Below are 23,785 nucleotides of genomic sequence, written 5' to 3'. Positions count from 1 at the left end.
GTTCAGTCATATTTAGAATATGCTTCAGCTTAAGGACTTTGAGCAGGACTTCAGCCTGGAGCAGCGACTTTAGTCGCCGACATTTATGTCCAAATCCACCTGCTTTAGCAGGTGGTCGTTTAAGTTGGTTTATGAGGAGAATGAGAAAACAATTCAAGAAGAGGTAGAAGAAGACACTGAATTAAAAGAAATGATTCAGGAAAGCAGAAAGGAATACAGGGAAGGTAAGTATAAAACGACTCGTGAGATAATTGACAAAATGTATAAAAAGGATTTTACAATAATGAGGTTGTCTGGTCAGCATCTACTGAAAACAAGCTTATTCATTTTAAAATTGATCATTTTTCGTTGGAAGAGACCCGGCACTTTATAACACAGCTCATGATTGATGTGGAAAAACAACTATTGAATCCATTTGTTAGTAAGAGATACAGGGAGGAAAAAGATCAGTATAAAGGAATTACCCGAATAGTGGTTCGAAAGGTTAGAATTTATTATGAAAAAAAGAGGGTCAACACCAAAATCTATGGTTGAAATGAATGAGTGAATATGGTAATAAAACTAGCTAGCGGAGGAAAAACACGGAGACTCCTGTGGGAATGCGCAGTGTGAAGACCCCGCAGAAAAAGCGACCTTCTTTTTCGAGGAGGCTGAGGACAAGCCCACGGAAAGCGACGAGCCAACACTCCACCGAATTTGCTGCGAGTTGCGAGGAGTGTTGGCTTCACCGAAAAAACTTGCAACACGACGAGCACCCAAGTGTTTTTCCGAAGCGACTGCTTATGTTAAAATGACATCTAATTTGTCAACCGTAGATTTTGGTGAACAGCCAAAAAAAGGACGATAAAATTCTGATTCTGGCAATCAAATTCCCTGGAGAAAAGTAGGATTTAGTGTCCAGTGCGGTTGCATCACCAAGTTTAGCCAAGTTCAATCGGCGATAAATTGAAATTCATTAAACGATTTATGGCGCCTCTAATTGGAGGCGCTGTTTTCGTTACTAGTTTATTGTATCCCAAGTATCTACTTTTAAACAGCATTTTTATAAGATAAAATTGAAAATAATAGAATGGACTAAAATGAGTTATCTATTGAAATATAAGGAGTCTTGAGGATGAATCCATTAAAATTAGGCTGGATTGATTACTCCAGTGAACACAGGGAAAAGGTGATGGCAGTATTGGATGCACTTGCTGCTCCTGGGGCAGTGGATGAACTCGGTATAGGCCGGATTCGGGATGGATTTGCTGATATTCTTTTCCCGGGTACATCGACTATCCAGACGAGAGCAAAATACTTCCTGATCATTCCATATTTATTGATGGAGTTGGAGAAGGAAAGATATGCAAAGCCTGAGGATCTAATAGAGAAGCTTGGGGATGAAGAGGTTGCTTTAATTGAAACGCTTAATCAAGAAGGGCAAAGTGGTGTGATTGGCGGACGTGCAGGGACAAAGCTCAAACGGAAGCCTTCCAATATCTATTGGAATGGTCTGCGGACATATGAGATTTTCCGGCATGAATCGCTTTCACTGACGAATTATGCCAAAGCGGTTTTTCGGATGAAACATAACAAAGAATTAGTGAATACTTATGGTCATGAGGAACTGGATGATGCGGACAATAAAGATGGTACGTATACCGGGGCTTTTTGGAGATGTATTTTGCCTGAACCAGGTTGGAAGCATAACTTGTCGATGGATCTTTCCTATGATGAAGCGCATTTTTTAAAAGTGCGTATTACGTCTGCGGAGAAGTCTAAAGATAGTCTATTATCCTATTTGCTAACGATGGATTATGACAAATGGAGAGATATTGATAGCTTTGAAGCACTGGATGCGATTATTCCGGATAAGGGTACTTTGCGGGACGATTTTAATCAAGCATATAAATTTAGTGCGTTTTTACATGGGGCGCATATTCGGTATAATTTGATTGCATCCAATGGACTAAATGAAACAGCCGTTAAGAAATGGACCAACTGGATTAATAGTCATTTTGTGAAATATGAATTTGCGACATTTCCATTTCGGAAAGTACTTCAGCGACTCTCTATACATAACTCTAAGCTGATCCTGTTTCTTCGTGATTGGCAGGAAGCAGTTGTTTCGCGTGATGAGGCGGCCATGGATGAGCTGATCATCAAACGTGAAATTGAACTTAAATCAAAAGACAGGGCAAAATTACACAACTCCAAAATGTATAGCTATCAAGATGGTGATTGGATTGGCAATGATAAACTGGAATATCGTTTCCAGGATGCCAAAATAATCATGGAAGACATTGTAGCAGGATTGGAGGGTACGTATGCTGAAGCCAGATGATAACAGGCTGAATTATTCTGATTTATTAACACCTCCTGCCGGGTATGAGGTCGAATTTGCATTAGGAACAATATATACCCTGGATTTGGAAGCCTTAGTCGGTGTTCCTTTATCACTTGGTTTATCGGAAGAGATGGATCGAACGATAATGGATGATCCGATATATGTACTAGAGGGATTGCGCAAAAGTGCGGATAAGTTTGCAATTTTTTGTGAAGGTGGACAAATAAAGGTTCCGCGAGAAAATAATTCCATATTTGCACTGATGGAAAACAGTGTATTTGAGGTGTCTCTGGCGAATGGCAAATCATTCCATCCAAAATTATGGCTCATTAAATATCGGAATGAGGACGGGGAGGCATTATACAGACTGCTTGTTTTAACACGTAATATGACATTTGACCGGAGCTGGGATATTGCAATCGCGCTTGAAGGACAAAAAGTATCCGAGCAGACTGCGAAGAATCGTCCATTAGCTGATTTACTCCAGTTTCTTACCAGATATTCGACTAATCATGAAAAGGTTAGGAAGATTCATCAATTAATGTCGGATTTGAAGTATGTACAGTTTGATCCTGTTCAAAAACAGATTTCCGATTTTGAGTTTTGTCCAATTGGAATTGACGGGTATGAGAAAGCGTCAACAGGCGTATTTGATACTTTTCACAAGCTGATTGTCATATCGCCCTTTATCAGCGAATCGACCATCAGGGAACTTCATGAGAAAACATTGACCGGATCAAAATACAATACGCCTGAAAGAGTCTTGATTACACGAAAGACGGAATTACATAAGCTGTCACCTGAATTGATGGCTGAATTTGAGGTTTATACATTAAAGGATTCTGTCGTTGACGGGGAAAGTGCAATTAGCGGGGAAAACGAATCGGATGAGATAGCCCAGCTTCAGGATATTCATGCTAAATTGTATGCTAAATCGAAATATAATCATCATTTGATCTATGTTGGTTCAGCGAATTGTTCCCGAAATGCGTTTCACGGAAATGTTGAATTTTTGTTGAAATTGACCTATCGGAAACGTGGCTTTCAGATTATGCATTTGTTGGATGATTTATTCGGGGAGGATGACGATAACCCTTTTGAACGAATAGAAGAACTCCCAGCAAAAAAAGAAGATGAATCAGATGTTATCGAGCAGCTGCAAAAAGGGATTAAACAGCTCTGTAGATCCCAGTTGAATGCAACGGTATTACAGGAAGATAATGCTTACGCCGTAGAGATTACCGTTGCGGATTTTCACGGGGATGAAGCTATTGAATTTACGGTTGGCCCTTTGCTCAGTACAGCAACCGAAGTACTCCAAATAACAACATTGATTAATGGATTGAGCATGCTTGAACTAGGACACTTTTATAAAATTAGAGCAGAGAAAAACGGTGAATCAATTGAGCGCGTTATTAAAATTGACACAACCGATGTGCCTGAGGAGCGCGAGCATGAAATCTTCCGTTCCATCATTAAAGATTCGTATACATTTTTGAGATATATTGCGTTTTTACTGGCGGATGATTTTCTTATGGCTGCATTGGAAAATCTGGAAAAGCAACATTCCGGATTTGGTTCGTGGGACGTGCAGGATAGTGATCACCCGGTTATCTATGAAAATATGTTAAAGACGGCGGCACATTCACCGGAAAAGCTGGAGGATATCGAAAACATGATCCGCATGATTGAGGATGATTCAATCGTCCCTCCTGAATTTAATCAGCTATATCAGACATTTATCCCGCATATAACGGGGAGTAAGACCCCCACCTCAAAAGTTCCTAGTATACAAAGAAGTTTAGGTGGGGGATCAAACTCCCCGTAAATGTCCGATTCTGTTCAACTAACAATCAGTGGCAATAAAGAACCCCCCCCCCACTGATTGAAGTTTCACTTTATTCAAGCGGCAAAGAAGGTGACATAATGATTGATTTAGCTCAGAAGGAAAAGGAAATACTGTCCGGTTTGAAGGATTTTCAGAAAGCAACGGTCGAACGCGTGCATCAGCTGTTCACAACCGATTATTTCAGGGTGCTTGTTGCAGATGAAGTCGGCCTTGGAAAGACAATGGTGGCACGAGGTGTTATCGCTAAAACCGCTCGTTATCATCAGGAGCAGAATGATAATCTGTTCAAAGTGGTTTACGTATGCTCCAATCAAAATATCGCCTCTCAAAACCTAAATAAGTTAAGAATTGATCATCGGGTGACATTGGACGGGCTTTCCGATACACGCTTATCCATGCAGCATCTTAAAATTTTTGAGGATGAATATAGTCAGGAAGTACAAGAAAATTTTATTCAGCTTATTCCGTTAACACCTTCCACCTCTTTTAAAATGACACAGGGTTGTGGCAGTGTCAGGGAAAGAGCATTGATTTTTGCAGCATTGAAGCGGCATGAATTTTTTAAACCCCATCTGGAAGAATTGGAAATGATGATGATTGATTCCGCTTACAAAAGCTGGACGTTTTGGAAGGATGAGTATGATAAAAGGGTCGAAGCATGTAATCAAAAATCTGACGGCGACTACCTTGAAACGATGCATTTGAAAATCAATCAATTTTTCCGTGAAGATCCGGGATTTCAACAGGAATTTATGGACGTCGCTGCCATACTTGAACAACAGGGCGATCCAGGAAGGCGCGTGGACGGTCAGACGCAGGTCATTCAAAAGCTGAGAAAAATGATGGCGGAAGCTAGTGTTGACTTAATCGATGCAGACCTCGTCATAATGGATGAATTCCAGCGTTTTCCGGAACTGATTAATGCAGAACGTGAAAGTGAAACAGCAATCCTTGCAAGCAAATTTTTTAATAATCCCAAGGCAGATCATTCTCAAGTGAAAATACTGCTGTTGTCTGCTACACCATACAAACCTTATTCAACGCTGGAGGAAATATCGGAATCAGGCAGTGATGCACACTATAAAGAGTTCATGCAGGTTACGGACTTTTTATTTGAAAAGCATCCAGAGCATAAGCAGAAATTCAAACGTGTATGGGACGATTTTTCAACGTCTTTAAGTGACGTTTTCACACAGGAGTTTGCCATGATTGTGGCCAAAAAACAGGCTGCTGAAGACAGTCTTTATAAAGGAATTGCCAGAACAGAACGTATTTTGGAAGAAGAGACGTCAGGTATCAGTGATAGAACGGTCGATAAAGCACCATTGCAAATTACGGAAGATGATGTTGCTTCCTATATAGAAATGGATGAACTATTGCAGGAAGTTGGGTTAAAGGACAGGGTTCCGGTCGAATATGTAAAATCTGCACCATTCCTCATGTCGTTTATGGATCATTACAAGCTGAAGGAAAAAATAACACATGAAATAAGCAGAAATCCTGTCAGCAATGCAAGGCTTAAAAATCCGCTTTTGTGGGTGGATAGGAAAGTTATTGCAAGATATGGGAAGTTACGGGAGACAAACGCGAGACTGACAAAGTTGAAGGAAATTGCCCTGTCTGACGGTGCCGAGCGGCTGATGTGGATTCCGCCGTCACTTCCATATTATGAATTTGGCGGGTGTTACGCAGGGATGGACGCTTTTTCTAAAGTACTCGTCTTTTCCGGATGGGAAATGGTTCCACGCTCGATCGCAACACTGCTATCTTATGAAGCAGAGCGGAAAACGGTAGGGGAGTTAGTGCGGAGAACACCGAAGAAAAGAAGGTCAAAGGCGTATAAATATTTTGCTGAGCAACGATTTCCACGACCAAGATTAACGTTTACAATAAGGGACAATGCACCCGCCAATATGAATCACTTAACTCTGTTATATCCATCTGTCACACTTGCGAAGCTTTTTGATCCGATTGATGTATTGAACCGGGGACTGACATTTACAGAGATAAAAGGGGAAATTAAAGAGAAGCTGGCCAAATTATTGGATGGACTTTCCTATGAACCAACGACAGATGAAACGAGGCGTGATGAACGATGGTATTATATGGCCCCACTGCTGTTTGATTTGGAAGAGACAGTCATTCAGAACTGGTTTAAACAAGATGTTCTTCTTTCAGCAGATGATGAAGAGGAGCAGAAAAAAGGGGCGGACCTTGCGGGAATCGCCAAGCATTTTGAAGTGCTGCGAGAACAATTTCATCAGGATTCGTTACCAGTACTGGGCAGACAGCCGGATGATTTGCTGGATGTATTAACGGCTATGGTGTTAGGTTCACCTGCAGTTTGTGCCCTGCGTTTAATGAAGGATGCCGATAGCGACATGATTCCGCACGTCATTCAACTTGGAAAAACGATAATTGATCGTTTCAATTTACAGGAAATGACGTCGATTGTCGAATTACAATATGCGAAAGATGCCCATTGGAAAGGTGTTCTAAAATATTGTGTGGATGGAAATTTTCAGGCGATGCTTGATGAGTATGCCCATATGCTCCTGGAAGAAGGCGGGCTGAACAGAATGGAACCGAAAGAGCGGAATAAGCGTCTTATGGCTGTCATGACGACCGCATTGAAGTCCCATTCAGCAAGTTTAAATGTCGACACTTATCAATCATTTCAAAAGCGTGTTTCAAGTGATAAATCGGATAAGAGGGATACATCCATTAAATTGCGAACGAATTTTGCGGTCGGATTTTATGATAAACGGAATGCTGATAAGTCCCAGGACCGAAAAGATAATGTCAGGTTAGCCTTTAATTCGCCGTTTCGTCCGTTTGTGCTGGCGACCACCTCCATCGGTCAGGAGGGGCTTGATTTCCATTACTATTGTCGGAAAATTATGCACTGGAATCTCCCGTCCAATCCAATCGATCTGGAGCAGCGGGACGGCAGAATCAATCGCTATAAATGTCACGCCATCAGACAAAACATCGCAAATCGTTATGGCGATATCGCTTTTGATACAGACATCTGGAATGAAATGTTCACTCGTGCAAATGAGATGGAAAGAGACGATAACACGTCGGAACTAGTACCATTCTGGTCATTACCGGGAGAAATGGGAAAAGGTATTGAACGAATCTTCCCATTATATCCACTCAGTCGGGATGGTGCGAAGTATAACCGTTTGATGAAGGTTTTGGCACTTTATCGTTTAAGTCTTGGGCAGGCACGCCAGGAAGATTTGCTTGATCATTTGTTGAGTAATGATGTAAAGGAAGAGCAACTGAACAAGTTATTTATGAATTTAAGTCCGATTGCGAAAGAGAAATCAGCGGAAAATATTTATTAGCTCAAGTGAGTAAATGGGTTTCGATAGGTAAGTATGAATATGTAGGCCATTCCGGAAGATTCCGGGTGGCTTACTTTTATTAGGGAAGTGTTTCGCTCACTTTAGCATTGGAGGACAACAAACGATATATTATCTCTTTTATGAATAAATTATAAATTGCTTAGTACCGGGAACCGTTCGCTATTCCATATCCGAAAAACCTTTGAACATATCAATTTCTTTTTCAAGGGTAGATTTCATTTTTTTGCCGCATTTTTTGCTGCATACTGTAAATAAGCCGTCCTGTCCGTTTTTTTTGGCTTCAGAGTCAGCTGTTGTAACAATCATCGGAACGCTTGTCTGCCGGGAATTTAAATAAACCTGCACAATCTCGCCTTCCTTGTCTGAGTAATCAATTCCCGCGGCAAACTTGACATCAATTGCGTGTAATGGCTGGTTGTCCCCGATTTTCTTCATACACCATGCACATCTGAACATTTGGAAGTCTCCTTCTGTTATTGAAAAGTATTTATAATGGAATACATTTATTTTAGGTTGTCTTTTAATATTTTTCAACCAAGTGTGTAGCTCGCTATATGTCAAATTCTATCTTCTGAAAAAATCATATGTCCAACATATAATAATCCCAATCAAATAAAGGAGCATCGATTATGGTAACGGACAAATTGTTTTACCAGGATCCATACTTACGCTCGTTTGATGCCAGGGTGTTAAAGTCTGAAATGGATGAGCAGGGGCGTTTCTACGTCGTGCTGGACCGGACAGCTTTTTACCCGACAGGCGGCGGGCAACCGTATGATACCGGTACATTGAATGGTGTTCATGTAAATAATGTGGAGGAAGTCTACGGTGAAGTGCGTCATTACATAGAAAAACCTCTTGATATGCATCATGAGATTAAAGGGGAAATCGACTGGGAGCGTCGGTTTGATCATATGCAGCAACACGCCGGCCGTTCAGGCACTCTAAACAAACAGGTATCATCTGGGAATGAATTCGGATAATCCTAACTTTTCAGTTGAAAAATTCCTTTAAGTTTGCGAATAGGGCCGGGCACCAGTCGCTTTATATCAATGATTACTGCCTTGCGCTCTTTCTAAAGCTTTTTTTCGCTTGTACATCCAGTTTTCAGCCAGCGTGAAGGTATGATCAATATCTTGATTCATATTTGTTTTCACTGCAAAACCAACTGATATGCTGGGGGTATCCGGTTCGAAACTGGATGCTTTGCAACCTTCATTGATAAGGGTGATGACGTCATCAGCAGCCTCGGCATCCGTATTGGGCAAAATTATACCGAATTCATCGCCGCCCCAGCGTGAGACAATCCCTTTATCATTGACAGCATTTTCGATAATTCTGGCAACTTCAATTAAAAGTTCATCGCCGGTATTATGTCCAAAGGTATCGTTTAGTTCTTTTAACCTATTCGCATCACAAATGATAATCGATACAGGCAGCATATTGTAGGCATCCAGCTGATAGAATTTTTTCTTAAAATACCTTCGATTGTATAGTCCAGTTAATGAATCATAAAAGCTTAAATAAGTGATTTCATCTTCTTTTTCTTTAATTTTCTTATAACCCATTTTCCACATTTTAATCGAAATAAACCATGAGACGATTAAAACGATGAGACAAACGAATACACTTACAAGAAGGATCCGTGTCACGCTTTTTGCAGAGGTCATTTGGTCGTTCGTATAGTCGTTTATGATGGTTGTAAGTTCCTCTGTTGATTCCGTTAGTTTTAATTGGTTTTGGGTATAATCCCAGCCGGATAGGAGTTTTGACGCTTCTTCTGCGTTTCCATGGCTAATAAGATCAAAGACATTTTTCTCAATGGCGTTAATGTCATCTAAGTAGATGTTCAATTCGTTGACTTTTTTATTAACCGTATTTAACTCAGCCAATTCGGAAATTTGCTTGAGTGTCTTGTTGACTTCAGGACTGGTTTGATTATAGTTTTTTTGCCATCCCAAGTCCCCTGTAGCGGCGGCCATTTGAGCTGACATTTCTTGTTCTTTTGTGTAACGTAAAAGTTCTCCTGAGGCCTCCTGAAGGACTAAACCTTTGCTTTCAAAGTCATCCAGCGTGCGATAGGAATAAAGCAGTCCCCAAACAAGAAGCAGGATAAGTAAAATCGTGATGATAACAGACACAATAAACCATTTACTGGATAAGCTTTTCCTAACCATTGTACTTGTTATGTTGTTAAATCCATCATCCATGGTGTGTCTTCACCCCTTGCGCTTTGTTTCAGGATTCTATAAAACGAAAAGAGCGTTTTCAATCATACAGGAATCCACTACTTCGATTGATTAACCCACGTATCAACAGTTGCTTTATTTTCTCTTACCCAGCGTTCGGCTGCTTCTTCAGGCGTTGTTCCTACTTCCCTTGCCCAAAGCATAACTTGCTCCATATCACTTGATTCCCAGTAGAAGCGATCAAGAAAGTTGTACACGTCAGGCTTGTCTTCGTGTAAGCCTTTTCGAACCATGGTGTTGATATTATCGCCTTCACCATATACATTACGAGGGTCTTCAAGGTACTTCAGGCCCCAGCGTGCAAATTTCCAGTGTGGCGTCCAGCCTGTGATGACGACCCATCGTTCTTCTTCTATCGCATTAGCGAGCGTTTGGGTCATCGTTGAACCGCTGCCGGTAACCAGATTGAAATGATTAAGATCATACGATTCCATCGCTTCGTTCGTTTTCGCCATGATTCCGGCACCAGGATCAATACCAACAATTTCGTTGTCGAACGCGTTCGCATGTTCCTTTAATTCTTCAATAGAGTTAACAGGGACGTAATCAGGAACAGCGAGACCAGTAACAGCTCCTTTCAAGTTAGGGCCAAGATTTTCTAACTGAACTTTATGTTCTTCATAATAATCTTTATGTAACCCTGGCATCCATGCCGCTACCATACCATCTCGATCCCCTGCTGCGACTGATTCCCACATAGCGATTGCTGATACAGGCAGAATTTCAGTCGTGTAGCCCAGGCGTTCTTCAATAACTTCTTTGACAACATTAGCACTGGCAATTGCAGAATCCCATTCCACATAACTCATTTTAACGACTTCACTTTTATGTTCCGTGGTAGCACTAGCACCCTGCTGATTCGCATTATTGTTTGATGAACAGGCTATAAGACTAGTAAGCGCTATTAGAGCAACTAGAAAGAATGCAAGATAATTTATTTTATAATCACGCTGATGAGATTGATAGTGTGGTGAATTAAAGATAAATAGCTTCCTCCCTAGTATAAAATTACCAAGACTAAAGTAGCACGTAAATTTAATTTTAAGAAAAATAAACCATATAGTCAAATGATGACCGTAGTCAGGTCCCAAACATTAGGCTGTCTCTGCTTTATACACACTTTCTATCTACTAACATAGTAAGCGGATTTGATCGGAAAATCAGGAGGCAAAACAGCCGTCCTCTATGATAGGGTAAGAGAATGTGTTTGCGAAAATAGAAAACCAGCACCGGGCACCATTCACTGAACCCGACAATGATGATGACCGCTACTAAGTCGTCTTTTTTATTTGAAACGGTTTGCAACACGAATTGCCTCCCATTACACGGCATAAATATCAAATCCACTGACGTTTTTTCGTCAAAATGATGTACATATTTTTGTATAGGGTGTCTGATACCATAAAGCTATCGTAAACATTCTTGGCAATAGCCATCAAGTTAGCATGTTTACCGATAATAATCTGCCATGGATCAAACAGAAAGGAGGGCAATCGTCAGTGGTAGCAGGCTAACGACAATTGGAATAAGCAGTTGGTCGTCATTCAATGTAAATGGTATGATATGTTAGCAGACATTTAGGAGGCTTTAGCAATGATAAACAACATGATGAAATTATTTAGCATATCCTTGTTATCGATTGGCATGCTGACGGCATGTGGTGACAGTGGCAGTTCGAACGGGAGCAATGGGTCCGAGACTCAGGAACCGGAGCATCCAGTGGATGAGTCTAAAGTGGAAACGTCCGAGACACTTGTGGATTATACTTATAACTTGGAAGAATCCCAACATGAGGATGCGAAGACTTTTATTAAGGATAACGTTGAAGAGGATCTTCAGCAATTCATGCAGATGATTCTCTTGAGTGACGGTTCCGATAAAACAGTGACAGATATTAAGGCTGTCGGGCAGGTTGAAATATCAAACCACGGACAGACTGGCGATATCGTCAAGGTTCAGGCAGAAGACAGCAACGATGAGACAGTGAATATTTATGTCATGTATGGTCAGGAAAAAGGCAAAATCGTCTATCTGCCTATGAACGCAAGTGAAATTAAGAATATGGAACCGAATGATATGATGGATCAGGAGACAATCGACGCAATGCAGAGCATGGTTGACGAAGTTGAAGGCAAACTGGAATAGGGGGGTTAGTTTGCATCGAACAATGGAGATGCTATGAGGTATATTAGGTGGACTTATAGGGTTTGGCGGTGCAATCTTTACACTGTTTATTGGCGCTATCGATGAAGCGACGAAATCAGTGGACTCGGTTTAAGTGCATTTCTTTTCAGTGCTATTGCCATCATAGGTGCGATTGGGCAGCTGGCTCATTCTGATCAGCGGTGTGTCCATCTTTGTATCTAACAGTCTATTTGGTGTTTTGCCGGCTTTGCTGCTGGTACCGGCTGGCCTGGAATTATACGCAAACCGCAAAAACAGTAAGAAGCGGCTCGGTAACATTAATAGATAAGGGGACATGACAGATGAATAAATTTGCGAAAGTGTTAGGGGTTTCGGTATTATCTGCCAGTATATTGGCTGCGTGTGGGACAGAGGAGAATACGGTCAGCACGGCGGGTGAAGATAATGGCGAGCAACAGGAACAGGAGGAATCTCAGGAACAAGAACAGGAAGAAGCAGCTGAAGCAAGTATTGATGTTAAATCAGAGAATTTCGGGGCACGCAAAGACAGCATCGATAACGTGTATGCTTATTATGCGGCCGAGATCACCAATACAGGTGATAAGCCGGCCAGGATTGGGGATGTACAGGTTAACATTGAGGGCGCAGACGAAACGATTATCGGTACAATTTCGTTGGTAACGTCTGTACCTGACGTCGTGATGCCTGGTGAAACAGCTTATCTTGGAGAAACGACAGGACTGGATTCTGTCACATCTGCAGAAGACGTGACAAATGCCAGTGTTAATATTGATTTCGATTCAACGGATGAAGAACCGATGATGCTGGAAACAACAGATGTCCAGGTCAATGAGGCTAACCATTACCCTTATGTTGTAACGGGTACTGTTAAGAATCCAAACGACGAAACAGCGGATGATGTTCGTTTGGCAGCGGGCTTATATGATGAAAATGATGAATTTATCGGTGTCTTGAACGGCAGCATTCAGGTCAGTCTAAATCCTGATGGCGAGGCCGGTTTTGAATTGAATTATCCTGAGATTCCCGAAAGTATTCAAGGCGAAGTAGTCGAGACGAACGTCAAAGCCTATAATTGGTCAATTTAAATTGACAGGGGCTGACCCAAAAAGGTCATCATGAGGTGACCTTTGGGGAGGCCCTATTTTTGATTTGATTGGCGAACAGTGCCAGGCACCGTTCGCTAAAAACGGAAAATTATGAAGTGATGCTTGAGCCCATCTTGGGTGATGAGGAATTGTTTAAGTAAGCTTGAGTAAAAAAGGGAACATAAGTTTGTGATTGAGTGATTTTTACAGTATAATAATTGGTAGGATATCAATACATAAGTAATGCAAGCGAACTCAGGGTAGTGAGGGATGCAAATGAATAATGAAACAGACATCCTAATTTATCAAACAGAAGACGGGAACAAAGACAGATGTCAGGTTGGAAAATGAAACAGTCTGGATGACGCAAAAGGCAATTGCGCAGTTGTATCAATCAACAAAGCAGAATATAAGTCTTCATATAAAAAATGTATTTGAAGAAGGTGAGTTGAAAGAAGAATCAGTTGTCAAGTTTTTCTTTACAACTGCCAGAGATGGTAAGAATTATAATACAAAACATTACAACCTCGAAATGATTATCGCAACATTACTCAAATGGTAGAGGACACTTCCTAACAACAAAGGAGCTATAAGAATCCGGAGATATGGAAAGTTAGCCTCACTATGTATCTCCGGCTTATTTCTAAGAGAAAAGAAAATGAAATTAACCTCCGAAATTGAGGAGGGCATGATTCTGTACTTAACGTCCCTGATTGTCCCTCCTTATTTCAGTTCCTTTGCTTCCTCCTCGTACAAAGCCGTGCGTTTAATGTTAACGCCGACAAATGACTCAAGGATTGCCTGTCCACCGGCAATGGCCAGGATAAAAATTAAATATTGGGCGATATCGGGAATCCACAGGTAAATGAGACCGAGAAATATCGCACTCCAGATTCCTGCGCACCAATAACAGGTTAGCAGGTAACCGATTTTGGATTTAGGTACCTCTTTCGTTTCTGTTGGTGAAATCGTTTTTGTTGTTAAAAAAGGTTTGCGGATAAATTCAGTTATTTTATCGAACACGATTAAGTGTGTTAGCCGGTAGCTGGCAAGTATCAGCATGACAAAAGTCATCCAAGTGATTTCCAGTTCCATAAAAACAGACCTTTCCGATTTTTCCCTTAGTCTTACCTTAATAAAGAGTCTTAATCAGGACAGCAGGTTCAGGACTGTGATGACATGTACAGGTGTTATAGATAAGGTTATTTTGGAACAAAAGAGATATGACACTCAATCATAAATATAGCATTGATCAGCAAATACAATTCGAAAACTCTAGGGGGGAGCAAACTGATGCACCTTTTACCAGAACCATTTCCTAAATCTTTCTATAACCAGTCGACCCTTCAATTGGCGCAGTCATTGCTTGGAAAATTGCTGCTGAAGGAAACCGATAATGGGATTGCTTCTGGATTCATTGTGGAAACAGAAGCATACCTTGGACCTGATGATCGTGCGGCACACAGCTTTAACAACAAGCGAACAAAACGAACGGAAATCATGTTCGGTGAAGCCGGCCGTACGTATACATACACGATGCATACACATTGCCTTTTTAATGTCGTGAGCGGCAGTATTGGTCATCCGGAAGCCGTTTTAATTCGGGGTGTTGAGCCGTATACCGGGCAGGAATTGATGGAAGAACGACGCCCTAAGGCAAAGATAAAAAGGCAATGGACGAATGGCCCTGGCAAATTAACGAAAGCACTTGGCATCACGATGGATGATTATGGCCATGCATTAGATCAGCATCCGCTATGGATTGCCGACGGAAAACTGGTGGCATCCTCACAAATTTCGTCAGGACCAAGAATCGGGATTGGCAATTCCGGCGAGGCCAAACACTATCCCTGGCGCTTTTGGGTTGCTGGGAATGATTTTGTTTCCAGATAGAAAAAGATTGATCAGTGCAGGGGCAAATTTCCTATTTAACTGTTTTGCACCGAGTATCACGAGGGTGCAAAGCGTGCGAGAACAGCATTCAAACGTGCGAGAACAGAAATATTACCCCGCTATTAAAAAATATACGAAAACGAAAGGGGATAATGAGCCTGTCCCCGCATTTTTCCCACCTCCCCTTATAGACGTTATGAACTGGATCGTTTATAATTGTAATAACAACAAGCTGTTCACTGAAAAGAAATAAAACGGGAGGGGAGGGTGCACTATGACGAATGAGCAAAATGAACAGATCATGCAAGCTATAAGAGAATTGCATGATCAGATGAATACCGGGTTTGCAAAAATTGATAAAAAGTTTGAAGAAGTAGACAAGCGATTTGAGCAGGTAGACAAGCGATTTGAGCAAGTAGACAAGCGATTTGAGCAGGTAGACAAGCGATTTGATCAAATGGCAGAAGAGATGAATAACCGGTTTGAGCAAGTCAATAAGCGATTAGACAACATGGATAAAAATATAGAGAAAATGCAAACGGGTGTTCATTTGCTTAATCAGAAAACATTTGACAATGAAACGGATATCCGTGGGATTAAAAAAAGAATTGGTATGCAATAAGTGTTATGCAGTCCAAAGTGGGCTGTATTTTTTTAATGGTGGCATGGCCCTGAAAAATTTAAGAAGATATGCGAAGACAAGAATCCTTGGAAAGAGCAGAATTAAAACATGTCATCATCTAGTGGGATGCGGCGCTTCTTGTCTCAGTGTATGGACTGACCGGGACGATGAACTGTTTCCGCGTACCAGTATCTATAGCGCCGGCCTCCTTTGGTTATATTACCACTAGGAGGTGAATAAAGTGGCTAAGAAAAAAGAGCACAATGAGGAAAAAATCAACACAAAGCTGGGCGGTATGGGATTGTATGGCACAACGTCCAATGAAGAAATAGCCGGGTACAAGACTTCTGGCGACATTGAAAATGCCGGAAGACCGGAAAAAGGCTTCCAGGAACCGGAAGAAAATGATGATACCGAACCAACATCCTCTATTAAAGAAGGAGATCAGGAGGATTATTAACGGAAATCTCTTTCCTGGCGTTTTCTATTGGACGGGATGAGCGGTGCCACTTCATTGAACGAACGTTTTAAAAAGGGTTAAACCCGGTGACATTCCGGGTTTAACTATCTTCACGCGTAATATAGGCATCATGAACGCCGGCATCCTTAACTTGCTGTAAGCGTTTTTCGGCATTTTTCCATTTGGCGAAAGCGCCGGCCTGCACGCGATACCATTGTTTCCCAGATACGCTGACTGACATAATATAGGCCTCAATGTCATGGGATTGCAGATCCTTCATCCGGTTTTCGGCGTTTTTCTTTGCCTGAAAAGATCCTGCTACGACCTTATACAGTGTTCCAGCGTCTTCTTTCTCCTGTAAATTAAAGGCTTTTGCCAATCCGTTTACATGTCCCTGTGCGACGGTTTGCCGCCATTCTGGATCGGTCATCAATTCAGCATCATCTGCATTATCGATAAACCCATTCTCCGTTAAGAGTGCCGACATGGTTGTTTCCCGCAGTACGTGAAAATTCGCTTTTTTCTTGCCGCGATTTCTGAGCTGATTTACTTTCGTGATTTCGTTGTGCATGGTATCTCGGTAATCAGCTGTTGTCGACGAATCGGATAAACTGCTGTGAATATAATCCTCATACCCCTGCGCCGATCCATCAAATGAATTGCAATGAATGGATAAATAGTAATCTGCACCCCAGTCGTTTGCTTCGTTTGTCCGCTCAGTCAGACTTTTCGTGCTGTCGTCCGTACGGCTCATGCGCACTGTTACATCTTCATATTGACTGGTTAAAATGGAGCGGATTCTGAGTGCAATATCCAGGTTAATGTTCTTTTCATTCAATCCAATTCCTTGTGCACCCGTGTCTGACCCGCCGTGTCCGGGATCTAAATATAGTTTCATTTGCCAAACTCCTTCCAATTTTGATTAATCTTTGCAATATAGCGTATTTCAAGGAAGTGCATCATTATTGGACAAAGTGTTCAGATTTGTCGAAATTGAGAAATGTGACAGAGGATGAATGTCTGTGTGACAGCTTTCCGTGGGGGATGCGGCTAAGCCGTAAACAGTTTTCGCATCGACGCCCCTTATACGATTGTCGTCGTGACACTTCCTATAACTACAATCGAAACAAGTGTTGAGATGGGGGCATCGTGCCGGAAAGTTTCTAATTAGGTTGAAATACACCCCCATTTGTGCAAAAATTAAGTCAATAGAATGTTATAATCATTGACAGGGAAAATCATCATTTGTATCAGAGAGGGGACATATGGTTGGATACGGTCAATCAATATACAGTAGCCATTATTCAAGCCGGATCGGAAATGATGGATAAGGAGAAAGGGACAGATAAGGCTATACGCTTAATCAACGAAGCAGGGGCGAATGAAGCGAAAGTCATGGTATTTCCGGAAGCGTTCATTCCGTGCTACCCAAGAGGGATGTCGTTTGGTGCTGTTGTCGGTAGCAGGTCGCAGCAAGGCAGGGAAGACTTTCAACGATACTGGGAAAATTCGATACATGTTCCAGGTGAAGAGACTGAACGGATTGGAAAGGCTGCCAGAGAAGCTAATGCATACGTTGTCATCGGTGTCATCGAGCGAGACAGTGAGTATAGTGGTGGTACGCTTTATTGTACGGTATTATTTTTTGGCCCTGATGGAACATTACTTGGAAAACACCGTAAACTGAAACCGACCGGCTCTGAAAGGCTCATTTGGGGTGAAGGTGATGGCAGTACGATGCCTGTGTTCGAAACACCTTATGGTCGAATCGGTGCGCTCATCTGCTGGGAAAACTATATGCCACTCGCCCGGGCAGCCATGTACGAAAAAGGCATCCAAATTTACGTGGCACCCACAGCGGATCACAGGGATACATGGTTTGCATCCATCCAGCATATTGCGGCTGAAGGCAGGTGCTTTGTTCTTTCCTGTAATCAGTATGCCACCAAAGACATATATCCTGATGACATCGCCTCCCGCCCGGAATTTGAACAACTGCCGCATGAAATGACCCGTGGTGGAAGTTGTGCGGTCAATCCGTTAGGTGAATTTATCGCCGAGCCAGTATTTGGCAGGGAAGAAATCATCTATGCCGATATCAATCTTGATAAAATTCCGGAAGCGCAATTTGACTTTGATCCTGTTGGGCATTACGCCAGAAAGGATATATTTAAATTGCATGTTGATGAACGAAAGCAAGTGTGATAGATGAGAAGCAAATTATCATAGACTCTGGAAGTAAACGATATAATCTAAAGCTATTGAATTAAAGGGGGGATACATGTGAAAGTTTCCTTATTCATCACCTGTGTATGCGATATTTTTTCAACCGACGTCGGCAAGAATGCGGTGGAAATTCTCGAACGGGCCGGTTGTGAAGTGGATTTTCCAGAGGCGCAGACGTGCTGCGGGCAGCCGGCATTTAACAGCGGTTATTTGTCCGATGCCAAGGAATCGATGAAACAAATGATGAAAGCATTCCAGTTTTCCGACTATGTTGTCGGGCCGTCCGGTTCGTGTGTGGGCATGTTGCAGGAATACCCGAAAATTTTTGCGAACGATTTAGTATGGCGGGAGGAAGCGAAACGGCTGGCCGCAAAGTCATACGAACTAACGCAATTTCTCGTTGATGTGCTGGGGATCGTGGATGTCGGATCCACCTTTAAAGGTAAAATAACTTATCATCCTTCCTGTCACATGACCCGGATATTGGGTGTTAAAGATGCCCCGATCACATTGCTGGAACATGTGAAAGGTGCTGAGCTGGTTGAGCTTCCGGTAAAAGAAGACTGCTGTGGTTTTGGCGGGACATTTGCCGTTAAAAATTCGGTCATTTCCGGGGAGATGGTGAAAGAAAAATCTGCCCATGTATCCGAAACAGGCGCGGAATATCTGGTCAGTGGCGATATGGGGTGCTTAATGAATATTGGCGGCCGGATGTCACGGGAAGGCAAAAACATAAAAATCGCCCACATAACAGAGATTTTAAACCATCATTAACATATCACGCATCACAATCTATTAGCGAAACGGAGGGGAGAACTGTTGAGTATCAAACTTGGTGACACGTCATATGAGGAACGCGTGCAGGAAGGCGTTGAGAATGATTTCATGCGCCAGGCGGTTGCGTCTGCGCAAGGGCGGTTTAGAAGCGGTCAGCGAAATCAGGCAGACAAGCTGGGAAATTGGGAAGACTGGCGCACGCTTGGTGAAGAAATCCGTACGCATACGCTGCAAAACATTGATTATTATTTGCAGCTTTTGAGTGATAACGTAGCCAAGCGCGGCGGAAATGTCTTTTTTGCGCAAACGGCTGAAGAGGCCAACACGTATATTCAAAATGTCATGAAGCAGAAGAATGCCAAAAAAGTTGTGAAATCAAAATCGATGGTAACTGAGGAAATCGGCATGAATGAAGCACTGGCGGACATTGGCGCAGACGTTGTTGAGTCCGACCTGGGTGAATGGATTTTGCAATTGGATGAGGATCCACCATCGCATATTGTCGCACCGGCCGTGCATAAAAATAAAGAACAAGTTCAGGAAACATTTACCGAAAAGAAAGGCTATCAGCAAACGTCTGAACCGGAAGAACTGGCGGGTTTTGCCCGGGAACAGTTAAGGCAGGAATTCCTATCGGCTGATGTCGGCATTACCGGTTGTAATTTTGCGGTGGCAGAATCTGGTGCGGTCACGTTTGTTACCAATGAAGGCAATGCGCGAATGGTCACATCAATTCCGGATACGCAGATTTCTATCATGGGGATGGAACGTGTTGTGCCGACTTATGAAGAACTGGATGTCCTTGTCAGTCTATTGACACGTGCAGCTGTTGGCCAGGATTTGACCAGTTATGTCACGTCGATAACCGGAACACGTCTGGAAGGGGAAACAGATGGACCAGAGGACTATCATCTGGTGATTGTCGATAATGGCCGTTCCAATATTTTGGGAACGGAATTCCAATCAGCTCTTCATTGCATCCGCTGTGCAGCGTGCATCAATGTTTGTCCTGTTTATCGTCATGTCGGCGGGCATGCGTATGGATCCGTTTATCCAGGTCCGATTGGTGCCGTCTTAACGCCACTCCTGGACGGGTATGAAGATCACGAGGAGCTCCCATATGCGTCTTCATTGTGCGGCGCCTGTACGGAGGTTTGTCCTGTGAAAATCCCACTTCATGAGCAGCTGATCCGGCACCGTGAAATTATCGTTGAGCAGGAGAAAATGTCACCGAAATCGGAACAATTGGCCATGAAAGGGTTTGCGAAATGGGGGTCTAACCCGGCAGCGTATAAGATGAGTGCAGCGATGGCGCACGCCGCCATGAAACCATGGTCAAAAGATGAAACGGTCACCAACGGGCCCGGACCATTGAGAGGCTGGACAGCCAATCGGGATTTTCCGGCACCGGCCAAGCAGACGTTCCGTGCATGGTTTAAGGAGCGGCGAAAAGGAGGCGAATCCCAATGACCATCATCAATCGGGAAGCCTTTTTAGATAATGTGACGGCTAACTTACACCGTCCCCGCAGAACAAAAGGGGTTAAACGCCCGCAATGGAGCGTACGTCCGCAAGAAAAGGTATTAGCTGGCCTATCACAAGATGAACTGGTGGATGTATTGGAAAAACATTGTGAGGTCATTCATACAGATTTTAAACGTACAGACAGGGACGGGGTGGCGGCTGTTTTAAAAGAAACGCTTGAAGGGTATGCCGGTAAAGCGATTGTCGCTTCCAGTGATTCGCGAAACACCGAATATGGATTGGACGATTTTTACCGGAACATACAGGATGACGGCCATGACGTTCATTTATGGAATGAGACAAAAGGCAAAGATAATCAGTCATTTGCTGAACGCGCGGATGTTGGCATCACGTTCAGCGATATCACCCTGGCAGAGTCAGGGACGGTGACGTTATTTAACAACAAATACAATGGCCGTTCGATCAGCCTGATGCCCAGAACTTATATCGCCATCATTCCCAAAAGCACGATTGTACCAAGATTGACACAGGCAGCGAAACAGATCCATGAAGCGAACGAAACGGGCAATGACGTTGCCTCATGTGTTAGCTTTGTGACAGGGCCGAGTAACAGTGCAGATATTGAAATGAACCTGATTGTTGGGGTGCATGGCCCTGTTGAAGTGACGTATATTGTGGTGGATGATTAAAGGGGGTCAGTGGGCGATTAATTTAGAAAATAGGGTTAGGATGAAATGATCGTATGATAGCAAGTTTAGCTAGGGGTAATTTATATGAAGAGACAAAATGAATCGTTACACGTTCAACCCATCATCGTTCCAACATCATCCAGTCTCCAATCCTTTAATTTTTACCTTGTGGCATCTGAAGGCGAGTTGTTACTTGTTGATTCAGGGATTGATTCGGAAAAATGTTGGCGATATTTGCATCAGACGTTACAGGAGAATGGGTTCTCGCTTAAAGATATCGATAAAATTGTTCTGACACACAGTCATCAAGATCATACAGGTCTTGTAAACCGCATCCTGGATGTACATGACATACCTGTATATGCCCATAAAGATGCTGAACCCAGGCTTTATAGGGACCAAGGCTACATACAGAATCGTATTGCATTTTTCCAGCAATTATACCGGGAAATGGGATGCAAGGAAAATGGGGATAATCGAATAATAGAATTAAAGGAGAAGGCTAAAGCAAATGAATCGCAGGCTTTAAAAACTAAAATCAACCCGTTGGAAGGGGGAGATAGTGTAGCCGGATTTGATGTTATTGAGACACCTGGACACTGGCCGGATCATATTGTTTTGTGCCACCAGGAAAGCGGCATCCTGTTTGGAGGAGACCATTTGGTTGAGCATGTGTCCAGTAATGCCATGATAGAGCCAGATGCACGTGGAAAAAGACTTCGAACATTGGTTCAGTATGAAGCATCGCTGAAAAAATGCCGGGATTACGCGTTAAACATAGTTTATCCCGGCCATGGGGCGATTATAGATAATCCCGCTGCTCTTATTGAGAAGCGATTGAATGGGATTGACAGCAAATCGGAAAAAATCAGGAAACTGATTAGCGTTTTACAACCCTGTACGGCCGATGAGGTTGCGCGGATGTTTTATGAAAAAGCCTATAATAGCGAGTTTTCATTGGTCATGTCAGAGATTATCGGTCATTTGGACAGGCTGGAAACGTTAGAGGAAATAGAGAAAAGAAAGATAGAAAATCAATGGGTTTATTCTATGCATACTTCACGCGGAGAACGTGAAGCCCAAATGGCTAATAAGTCGTCAAAAAGTAGAGACTGAACGCCTCGATCTTCGGCTCGCGCGCGGTAACTTCAGCCCGAGCACGTCAACTTCAGCCCGATCGCGGCAACTTCAGCCCGAGCACGTCAACTTCAGCTCGAACGGGGTATCTTCAGCTCGAGTGAGTCAACTTCAGCCCGATCGCGGCAACTTCGGCGAGCCAGTTTGTCTACTCGCCAAGGAAGAGTAGACTCTACAAATCTTGTAAACAAGGAGGAGATTTTCATGTCCTACTATGCTGTTTTGCTCCCGATGAAAGACGAGGAAAAGAGCCGAAAATATCGGCCACAGCATCTAGCATTCCTGAAACAGATGAGACAGGAGAAAAAGATATTAATGAATGGAAAATTTACAGATGGCTCTGGTGGTCTGGTTATTTACGTGGCTGATAGTTTTGATCAGGCTGTCTCCTATCTGCAAGAAGATCCTTATATTAAAGAGGGGGCAAGAGACTGGGAAATTCATGAATGGGCGATGGAAACGGACATTGCATTTGACTTTTAATATAAGTTGAAGGGAGACATTGATTATGAAAATAGGCTTTGTCGGATTGGGTATTATGGGGAAACCGATGAGTAAAAATTTAATCAAGGCGGGATATGATTTAGTGGTCTCCAGCAGCAATCCTGAAACGAATAAGGAAATGGGTGATCATGGTGCGGAAGTGGTTGAAACTTACGTTGATGTCGCTCTCAAAGCGGATGTCATGATCACAATGGTGCCCAACTCACCTGAAGTGAAAGCGGTTATATTGGCGGATGGTGGTTTAAGCCAAGGTGCAAAGCCAGGATCTGTTATCATTGATATGAGTTCCATCGCCCCGATTGCCAGCCAGGAAATTGGTGAAGCATTGAAGGAGAAGGATATCGGATTTCTCGATGCCCCTGTCAGTGGTGGCGAGCCAAAAGCGATTGATGGTACCATTTCCGTGATGGTAGGAGGCGATCAGGATGTATTTGATAAATGCCTGCCTATCATGGAAGCGATGGCCGGATCGGTTGTCAGAACCGGTGAGATAGGATCAGGCAATTCAACGAAACTTGCCAATCAAATTATTGTAGCACTGAATATTGCGGCTGTTTCAGAAGCACTGGTACTGACGAAAAAAATGGGTGTTGACAATGAGTTGGTTTATAACGCCATCCGGGGAGGTCTTGCCGGCAGTAATGTATTGGATGCGAAAGCGCCGATGATGCTGGAGCAAAACTTTGAGCCCGGTTTTAAAATCGATCTCCACCTTAAGGATTTGAATAATGTGATGGAAACGTCCACAGATATTGATGTTCCACTGCCACTAACCGCTTCAATCAGGGAAACATTAAAAGCGTTGACAGCTGATGACATTGGTGAGGATGATCATGCGGCGATTGTGAAATATTATGAAAAGCTGGCTAACGTTAATGTTTAATCGTCATCGCTTACTGTGTGAGGTACTTTAATAGAAATATACGAAAGAGCAGTCATCCCT

22 protein-coding genes and 1 pseudogene are annotated in these 23,785 nt (G+C 42.8%); 18 read left to right on the top strand and 5 right to left on the bottom strand.

The features are described from left to right. Positions 1 to 124: 124 nt before the first annotated feature. The 4 genes from ACFQ4A_RS05435 (at position 125) to ACFQ4A_RS05420 (ending at position 7,528) form a co-directional block, all read left to right on the top strand. Positions 125 to 373 carry a hypothetical protein gene (locus ACFQ4A_RS05435; protein WP_382398378.1) on the top strand — a complete coding sequence of 83 codons (249 nt, stop codon included), beginning with the start codon at positions 125 to 127 and terminating at the stop codon, positions 371 to 373. A gap of 741 nt (positions 374 to 1,114) precedes the next feature. Continuing rightward, positions 1,115 to 2,323, top strand: coding sequence for a DUF6361 family protein (locus ACFQ4A_RS05430; protein WP_382398376.1), 1,209 nt, complete (start codon positions 1,115 to 1,117; stop codon positions 2,321 to 2,323). Further along, a complete protein-coding gene (locus tag ACFQ4A_RS05425; protein WP_382398374.1) occupies positions 2,307 to 4,154 on the top strand; it encodes a phospholipase D family protein in 1,848 nt (615 codons plus the stop codon). Before ACFQ4A_RS05430 ends, ACFQ4A_RS05425 begins: the two co-directional genes overlap by 17 nt. 98 nt (positions 4,155 to 4,252) lie before the next feature. Beyond that, complete coding sequence (locus ACFQ4A_RS05420) at positions 4,253 to 7,528, top strand: helicase-related protein (protein ID WP_382398372.1); 3,276 nt, start codon at positions 4,253 to 4,255, stop codon at positions 7,526 to 7,528. A gap of 180 nt (positions 7,529 to 7,708) precedes the next feature. Here the strand turns inward: ACFQ4A_RS05420 and ACFQ4A_RS05415 are convergent, their stop codons facing one another. Continuing rightward, complete coding sequence (locus ACFQ4A_RS05415) at positions 7,709 to 8,005, bottom strand: hypothetical protein (RefSeq protein WP_382398370.1); 297 nt, start codon at positions 8,003 to 8,005, stop codon at positions 7,709 to 7,711. A 173-nt stretch (positions 8,006 to 8,178) separates the two neighbouring features. Between ACFQ4A_RS05415 and ACFQ4A_RS05410 the strand changes: the two are divergent. Further along, positions 8,179 to 8,484: pseudogene (locus ACFQ4A_RS05410) on the top strand (alanine--tRNA ligase-related protein); the annotation flags it as partial. A gap of 114 nt (positions 8,485 to 8,598) precedes the next feature. Here the strand turns inward: ACFQ4A_RS05410 and ACFQ4A_RS05405 are convergent. Both ACFQ4A_RS05405 and ACFQ4A_RS05400 read right to left on the bottom strand, forming a co-directional pair. Beyond that, the gene (locus ACFQ4A_RS05405; protein ID WP_382398368.1) at positions 8,599 to 9,759 is read right to left on the bottom strand and encodes a GGDEF domain-containing protein; all 1,161 of its coding nucleotides are present in this window, start codon (positions 9,757 to 9,759) and stop codon (positions 8,599 to 8,601) included. A gap of 77 nt (positions 9,760 to 9,836) precedes the next feature. Then, positions 9,837 to 10,607 (bottom strand): glycine betaine ABC transporter substrate-binding protein, encoded by a 771-nt coding sequence (locus ACFQ4A_RS05400; protein ID WP_382398366.1) that lies wholly within the window; start codon positions 10,605 to 10,607, stop codon positions 9,837 to 9,839. Positions 10,608 to 11,391: 784 nt separating this feature from the next. Here ACFQ4A_RS05400 and ACFQ4A_RS05395 point away from each other — a divergent pair. The 3 genes from ACFQ4A_RS05395 (at position 11,392) to ACFQ4A_RS05385 (ending at position 13,611) form a co-directional block, all read left to right on the top strand. Then, positions 11,392 to 11,943: a hypothetical protein gene (locus ACFQ4A_RS05395; RefSeq protein WP_382398364.1), complete on the top strand. Its 552-nt coding sequence runs from the start codon at positions 11,392 to 11,394 to the stop codon at positions 11,941 to 11,943. A gap of 341 nt (positions 11,944 to 12,284) precedes the next feature. Continuing rightward, entirely contained in the window at positions 12,285 to 13,049 is a 765-nt protein-coding gene (locus ACFQ4A_RS05390; RefSeq protein WP_382398362.1) for an FxLYD domain-containing protein, read from the top strand. A 340-nt stretch (positions 13,050 to 13,389) separates the two neighbouring features. Then, entirely contained in the window at positions 13,390 to 13,611 is a 222-nt protein-coding gene (locus ACFQ4A_RS05385; RefSeq protein WP_382398360.1) for a hypothetical protein, read from the top strand. Positions 13,612 to 13,772: 161 nt separating this feature from the next. Here ACFQ4A_RS05385 and ACFQ4A_RS05380 read toward each other — a convergent pair whose 3' ends face one another. Continuing rightward, complete coding sequence (locus ACFQ4A_RS05380) at positions 13,773 to 14,144, bottom strand: DUF1360 domain-containing protein (protein WP_382398358.1); 372 nt, start codon at positions 14,142 to 14,144, stop codon at positions 13,773 to 13,775. Between the two features lie 198 nt (positions 14,145 to 14,342). Here ACFQ4A_RS05380 and ACFQ4A_RS05375 point away from each other — a divergent pair, with 198 nt between their 5' ends. The 3 genes from ACFQ4A_RS05375 to ACFQ4A_RS05365 all read left to right on the top strand — a co-directional run bounded on the left by ACFQ4A_RS05375 (position 14,343) and on the right by ACFQ4A_RS05365 (position 16,024). Next, the gene (locus ACFQ4A_RS05375) at positions 14,343 to 14,942 is read left to right on the top strand and encodes a DNA-3-methyladenine glycosylase (RefSeq protein WP_382398356.1); all 600 of its coding nucleotides are present in this window, start codon (positions 14,343 to 14,345) and stop codon (positions 14,940 to 14,942) included. A gap of 274 nt (positions 14,943 to 15,216) precedes the next feature. Further along, on the top strand, positions 15,217 to 15,564 hold the full coding sequence (locus ACFQ4A_RS05370) for a hypothetical protein (protein ID WP_382398354.1): 348 nt from the start codon (positions 15,217 to 15,219) through the stop codon (positions 15,562 to 15,564). A gap of 241 nt (positions 15,565 to 15,805) precedes the next feature. After that, complete coding sequence (locus ACFQ4A_RS05365) at positions 15,806 to 16,024, top strand: hypothetical protein (protein WP_382398352.1); 219 nt, start codon at positions 15,806 to 15,808, stop codon at positions 16,022 to 16,024. A gap of 100 nt (positions 16,025 to 16,124) precedes the next feature. Here ACFQ4A_RS05365 and ACFQ4A_RS05360 read toward each other — a convergent pair whose 3' ends face one another. Beyond that, positions 16,125 to 16,922 (bottom strand): N-acetylmuramoyl-L-alanine amidase, encoded by a 798-nt coding sequence (locus ACFQ4A_RS05360; RefSeq protein WP_382398350.1) that lies wholly within the window; start codon positions 16,920 to 16,922, stop codon positions 16,125 to 16,127. Between the two features lie 371 nt (positions 16,923 to 17,293). On the opposite strand from ACFQ4A_RS05360, the gene ACFQ4A_RS05355 reads away from it, so the two are divergent. The 7 genes from ACFQ4A_RS05355 (at position 17,294) to garR (ending at position 23,725) form a co-directional block, all read left to right on the top strand. Then, positions 17,294 to 18,229, top strand: a complete 936-nt coding sequence (locus ACFQ4A_RS05355) for a carbon-nitrogen hydrolase family protein (RefSeq protein ID WP_382398348.1) — start codon at positions 17,294 to 17,296, stop codon at positions 18,227 to 18,229. 78 nt (positions 18,230 to 18,307) lie between these two features. Further along, complete coding sequence (locus ACFQ4A_RS05350; RefSeq protein WP_382398346.1) at positions 18,308 to 19,024, top strand: (Fe-S)-binding protein; 717 nt, start codon at positions 18,308 to 18,310, stop codon at positions 19,022 to 19,024. Positions 19,025 to 19,069: 45 nt separating this feature from the next. Continuing rightward, positions 19,070 to 20,497: a LutB/LldF family L-lactate oxidation iron-sulfur protein gene (locus ACFQ4A_RS05345; RefSeq protein WP_382398344.1), complete on the top strand. Its 1,428-nt coding sequence runs from the start codon at positions 19,070 to 19,072 to the stop codon at positions 20,495 to 20,497. Next, positions 20,494 to 21,201 (top strand): LutC/YkgG family protein, encoded by a 708-nt coding sequence (locus ACFQ4A_RS05340; protein WP_382398342.1) that lies wholly within the window; start codon positions 20,494 to 20,496, stop codon positions 21,199 to 21,201. Before ACFQ4A_RS05345 ends, ACFQ4A_RS05340 begins: the two co-directional genes overlap by 4 nt. A gap of 84 nt (positions 21,202 to 21,285) precedes the next feature. Beyond that, on the top strand, positions 21,286 to 22,317 hold the full coding sequence (locus tag ACFQ4A_RS05335) for an MBL fold metallo-hydrolase (RefSeq protein WP_382398340.1): 1,032 nt from the start codon (positions 21,286 to 21,288) through the stop codon (positions 22,315 to 22,317). Positions 22,318 to 22,542: 225 nt separating this feature from the next. Continuing rightward, entirely contained in the window at positions 22,543 to 22,821 is a 279-nt protein-coding gene (locus tag ACFQ4A_RS05330) for a YciI family protein (protein WP_382398338.1), read from the top strand. A gap of 19 nt (positions 22,822 to 22,840) precedes the next feature. Further along, complete coding sequence (gene garR / locus ACFQ4A_RS05325; protein WP_449280305.1) at positions 22,841 to 23,725, top strand: 2-hydroxy-3-oxopropionate reductase; 885 nt, start codon at positions 22,841 to 22,843, stop codon at positions 23,723 to 23,725. Positions 23,726 to 23,785 lie beyond the last annotated feature (60 nt).

The sequence above is a fragment of the Lentibacillus salinarum genome, from assembly GCF_042679865.1.
GTDB lineage: Bacteria > Bacillota > Bacilli > Bacillales > Amphibacillaceae > Lentibacillus > Lentibacillus salinarum.
The sequence above is the reverse complement of the archived record's forward strand: the minus strand, read 5'-3'. Positions and strand labels throughout refer to the sequence as shown.

Excerpts from the sequence above, each read along its gene's own strand:
- ACFQ4A_RS05370 (WP_382398354.1), top strand. The coding sequence starts at position 15,217 with ATGACGAATGAGCAAAATGAACAGATCATGCAAGCTATAAGAGAATTG.
- ACFQ4A_RS05340 (WP_382398342.1), top strand. The coding sequence starts at position 20,494 with ATGACCATCATCAATCGGGAAGCCTTTTTAGATAATGTGACGGCTAAC.
- ACFQ4A_RS05415 (WP_382398370.1), bottom strand. The coding sequence starts at position 8,005 with ATGTTCAGATGTGCATGGTGTATGAAGAAAATCGGGGACAACCAGCCA.
- ACFQ4A_RS05425 (WP_382398374.1), top strand. The coding sequence starts at position 2,307 with ATGCTGAAGCCAGATGATAACAGGCTGAATTATTCTGATTTATTAACA.
- ACFQ4A_RS05330 (WP_382398338.1), top strand. The coding sequence starts at position 22,543 with ATGTCCTACTATGCTGTTTTGCTCCCGATGAAAGACGAGGAAAAGAGC.
- ACFQ4A_RS05395 (WP_382398364.1), top strand. The coding sequence starts at position 11,392 with ATGATAAACAACATGATGAAATTATTTAGCATATCCTTGTTATCGATT.
- ACFQ4A_RS05405 (WP_382398368.1), bottom strand. The coding sequence starts at position 9,759 with ATGGATGATGGATTTAACAACATAACAAGTACAATGGTTAGGAAAAGC.
- ACFQ4A_RS05380 (WP_382398358.1), bottom strand. The coding sequence starts at position 14,144 with ATGGAACTGGAAATCACTTGGATGACTTTTGTCATGCTGATACTTGCC.
- ACFQ4A_RS05390 (WP_382398362.1), top strand. The coding sequence starts at position 12,285 with ATGAATAAATTTGCGAAAGTGTTAGGGGTTTCGGTATTATCTGCCAGT.
- ACFQ4A_RS05400 (WP_382398366.1), bottom strand. The coding sequence starts at position 10,607 with ATGAGTTATGTGGAATGGGATTCTGCAATTGCCAGTGCTAATGTTGTC.
- ACFQ4A_RS05430 (WP_382398376.1), top strand. The coding sequence starts at position 1,115 with ATGAATCCATTAAAATTAGGCTGGATTGATTACTCCAGTGAACACAGG.
- ACFQ4A_RS05335 (WP_382398340.1), top strand. The coding sequence starts at position 21,286 with ATGAAGAGACAAAATGAATCGTTACACGTTCAACCCATCATCGTTCCA.
- ACFQ4A_RS05375 (WP_382398356.1), top strand. The coding sequence starts at position 14,343 with ATGCACCTTTTACCAGAACCATTTCCTAAATCTTTCTATAACCAGTCG.
- ACFQ4A_RS05360 (WP_382398350.1), bottom strand. The coding sequence starts at position 16,922 with ATGAAACTATATTTAGATCCCGGACACGGCGGGTCAGACACGGGTGCA.
- ACFQ4A_RS05420 (WP_382398372.1), top strand. The coding sequence starts at position 4,253 with ATGATTGATTTAGCTCAGAAGGAAAAGGAAATACTGTCCGGTTTGAAG.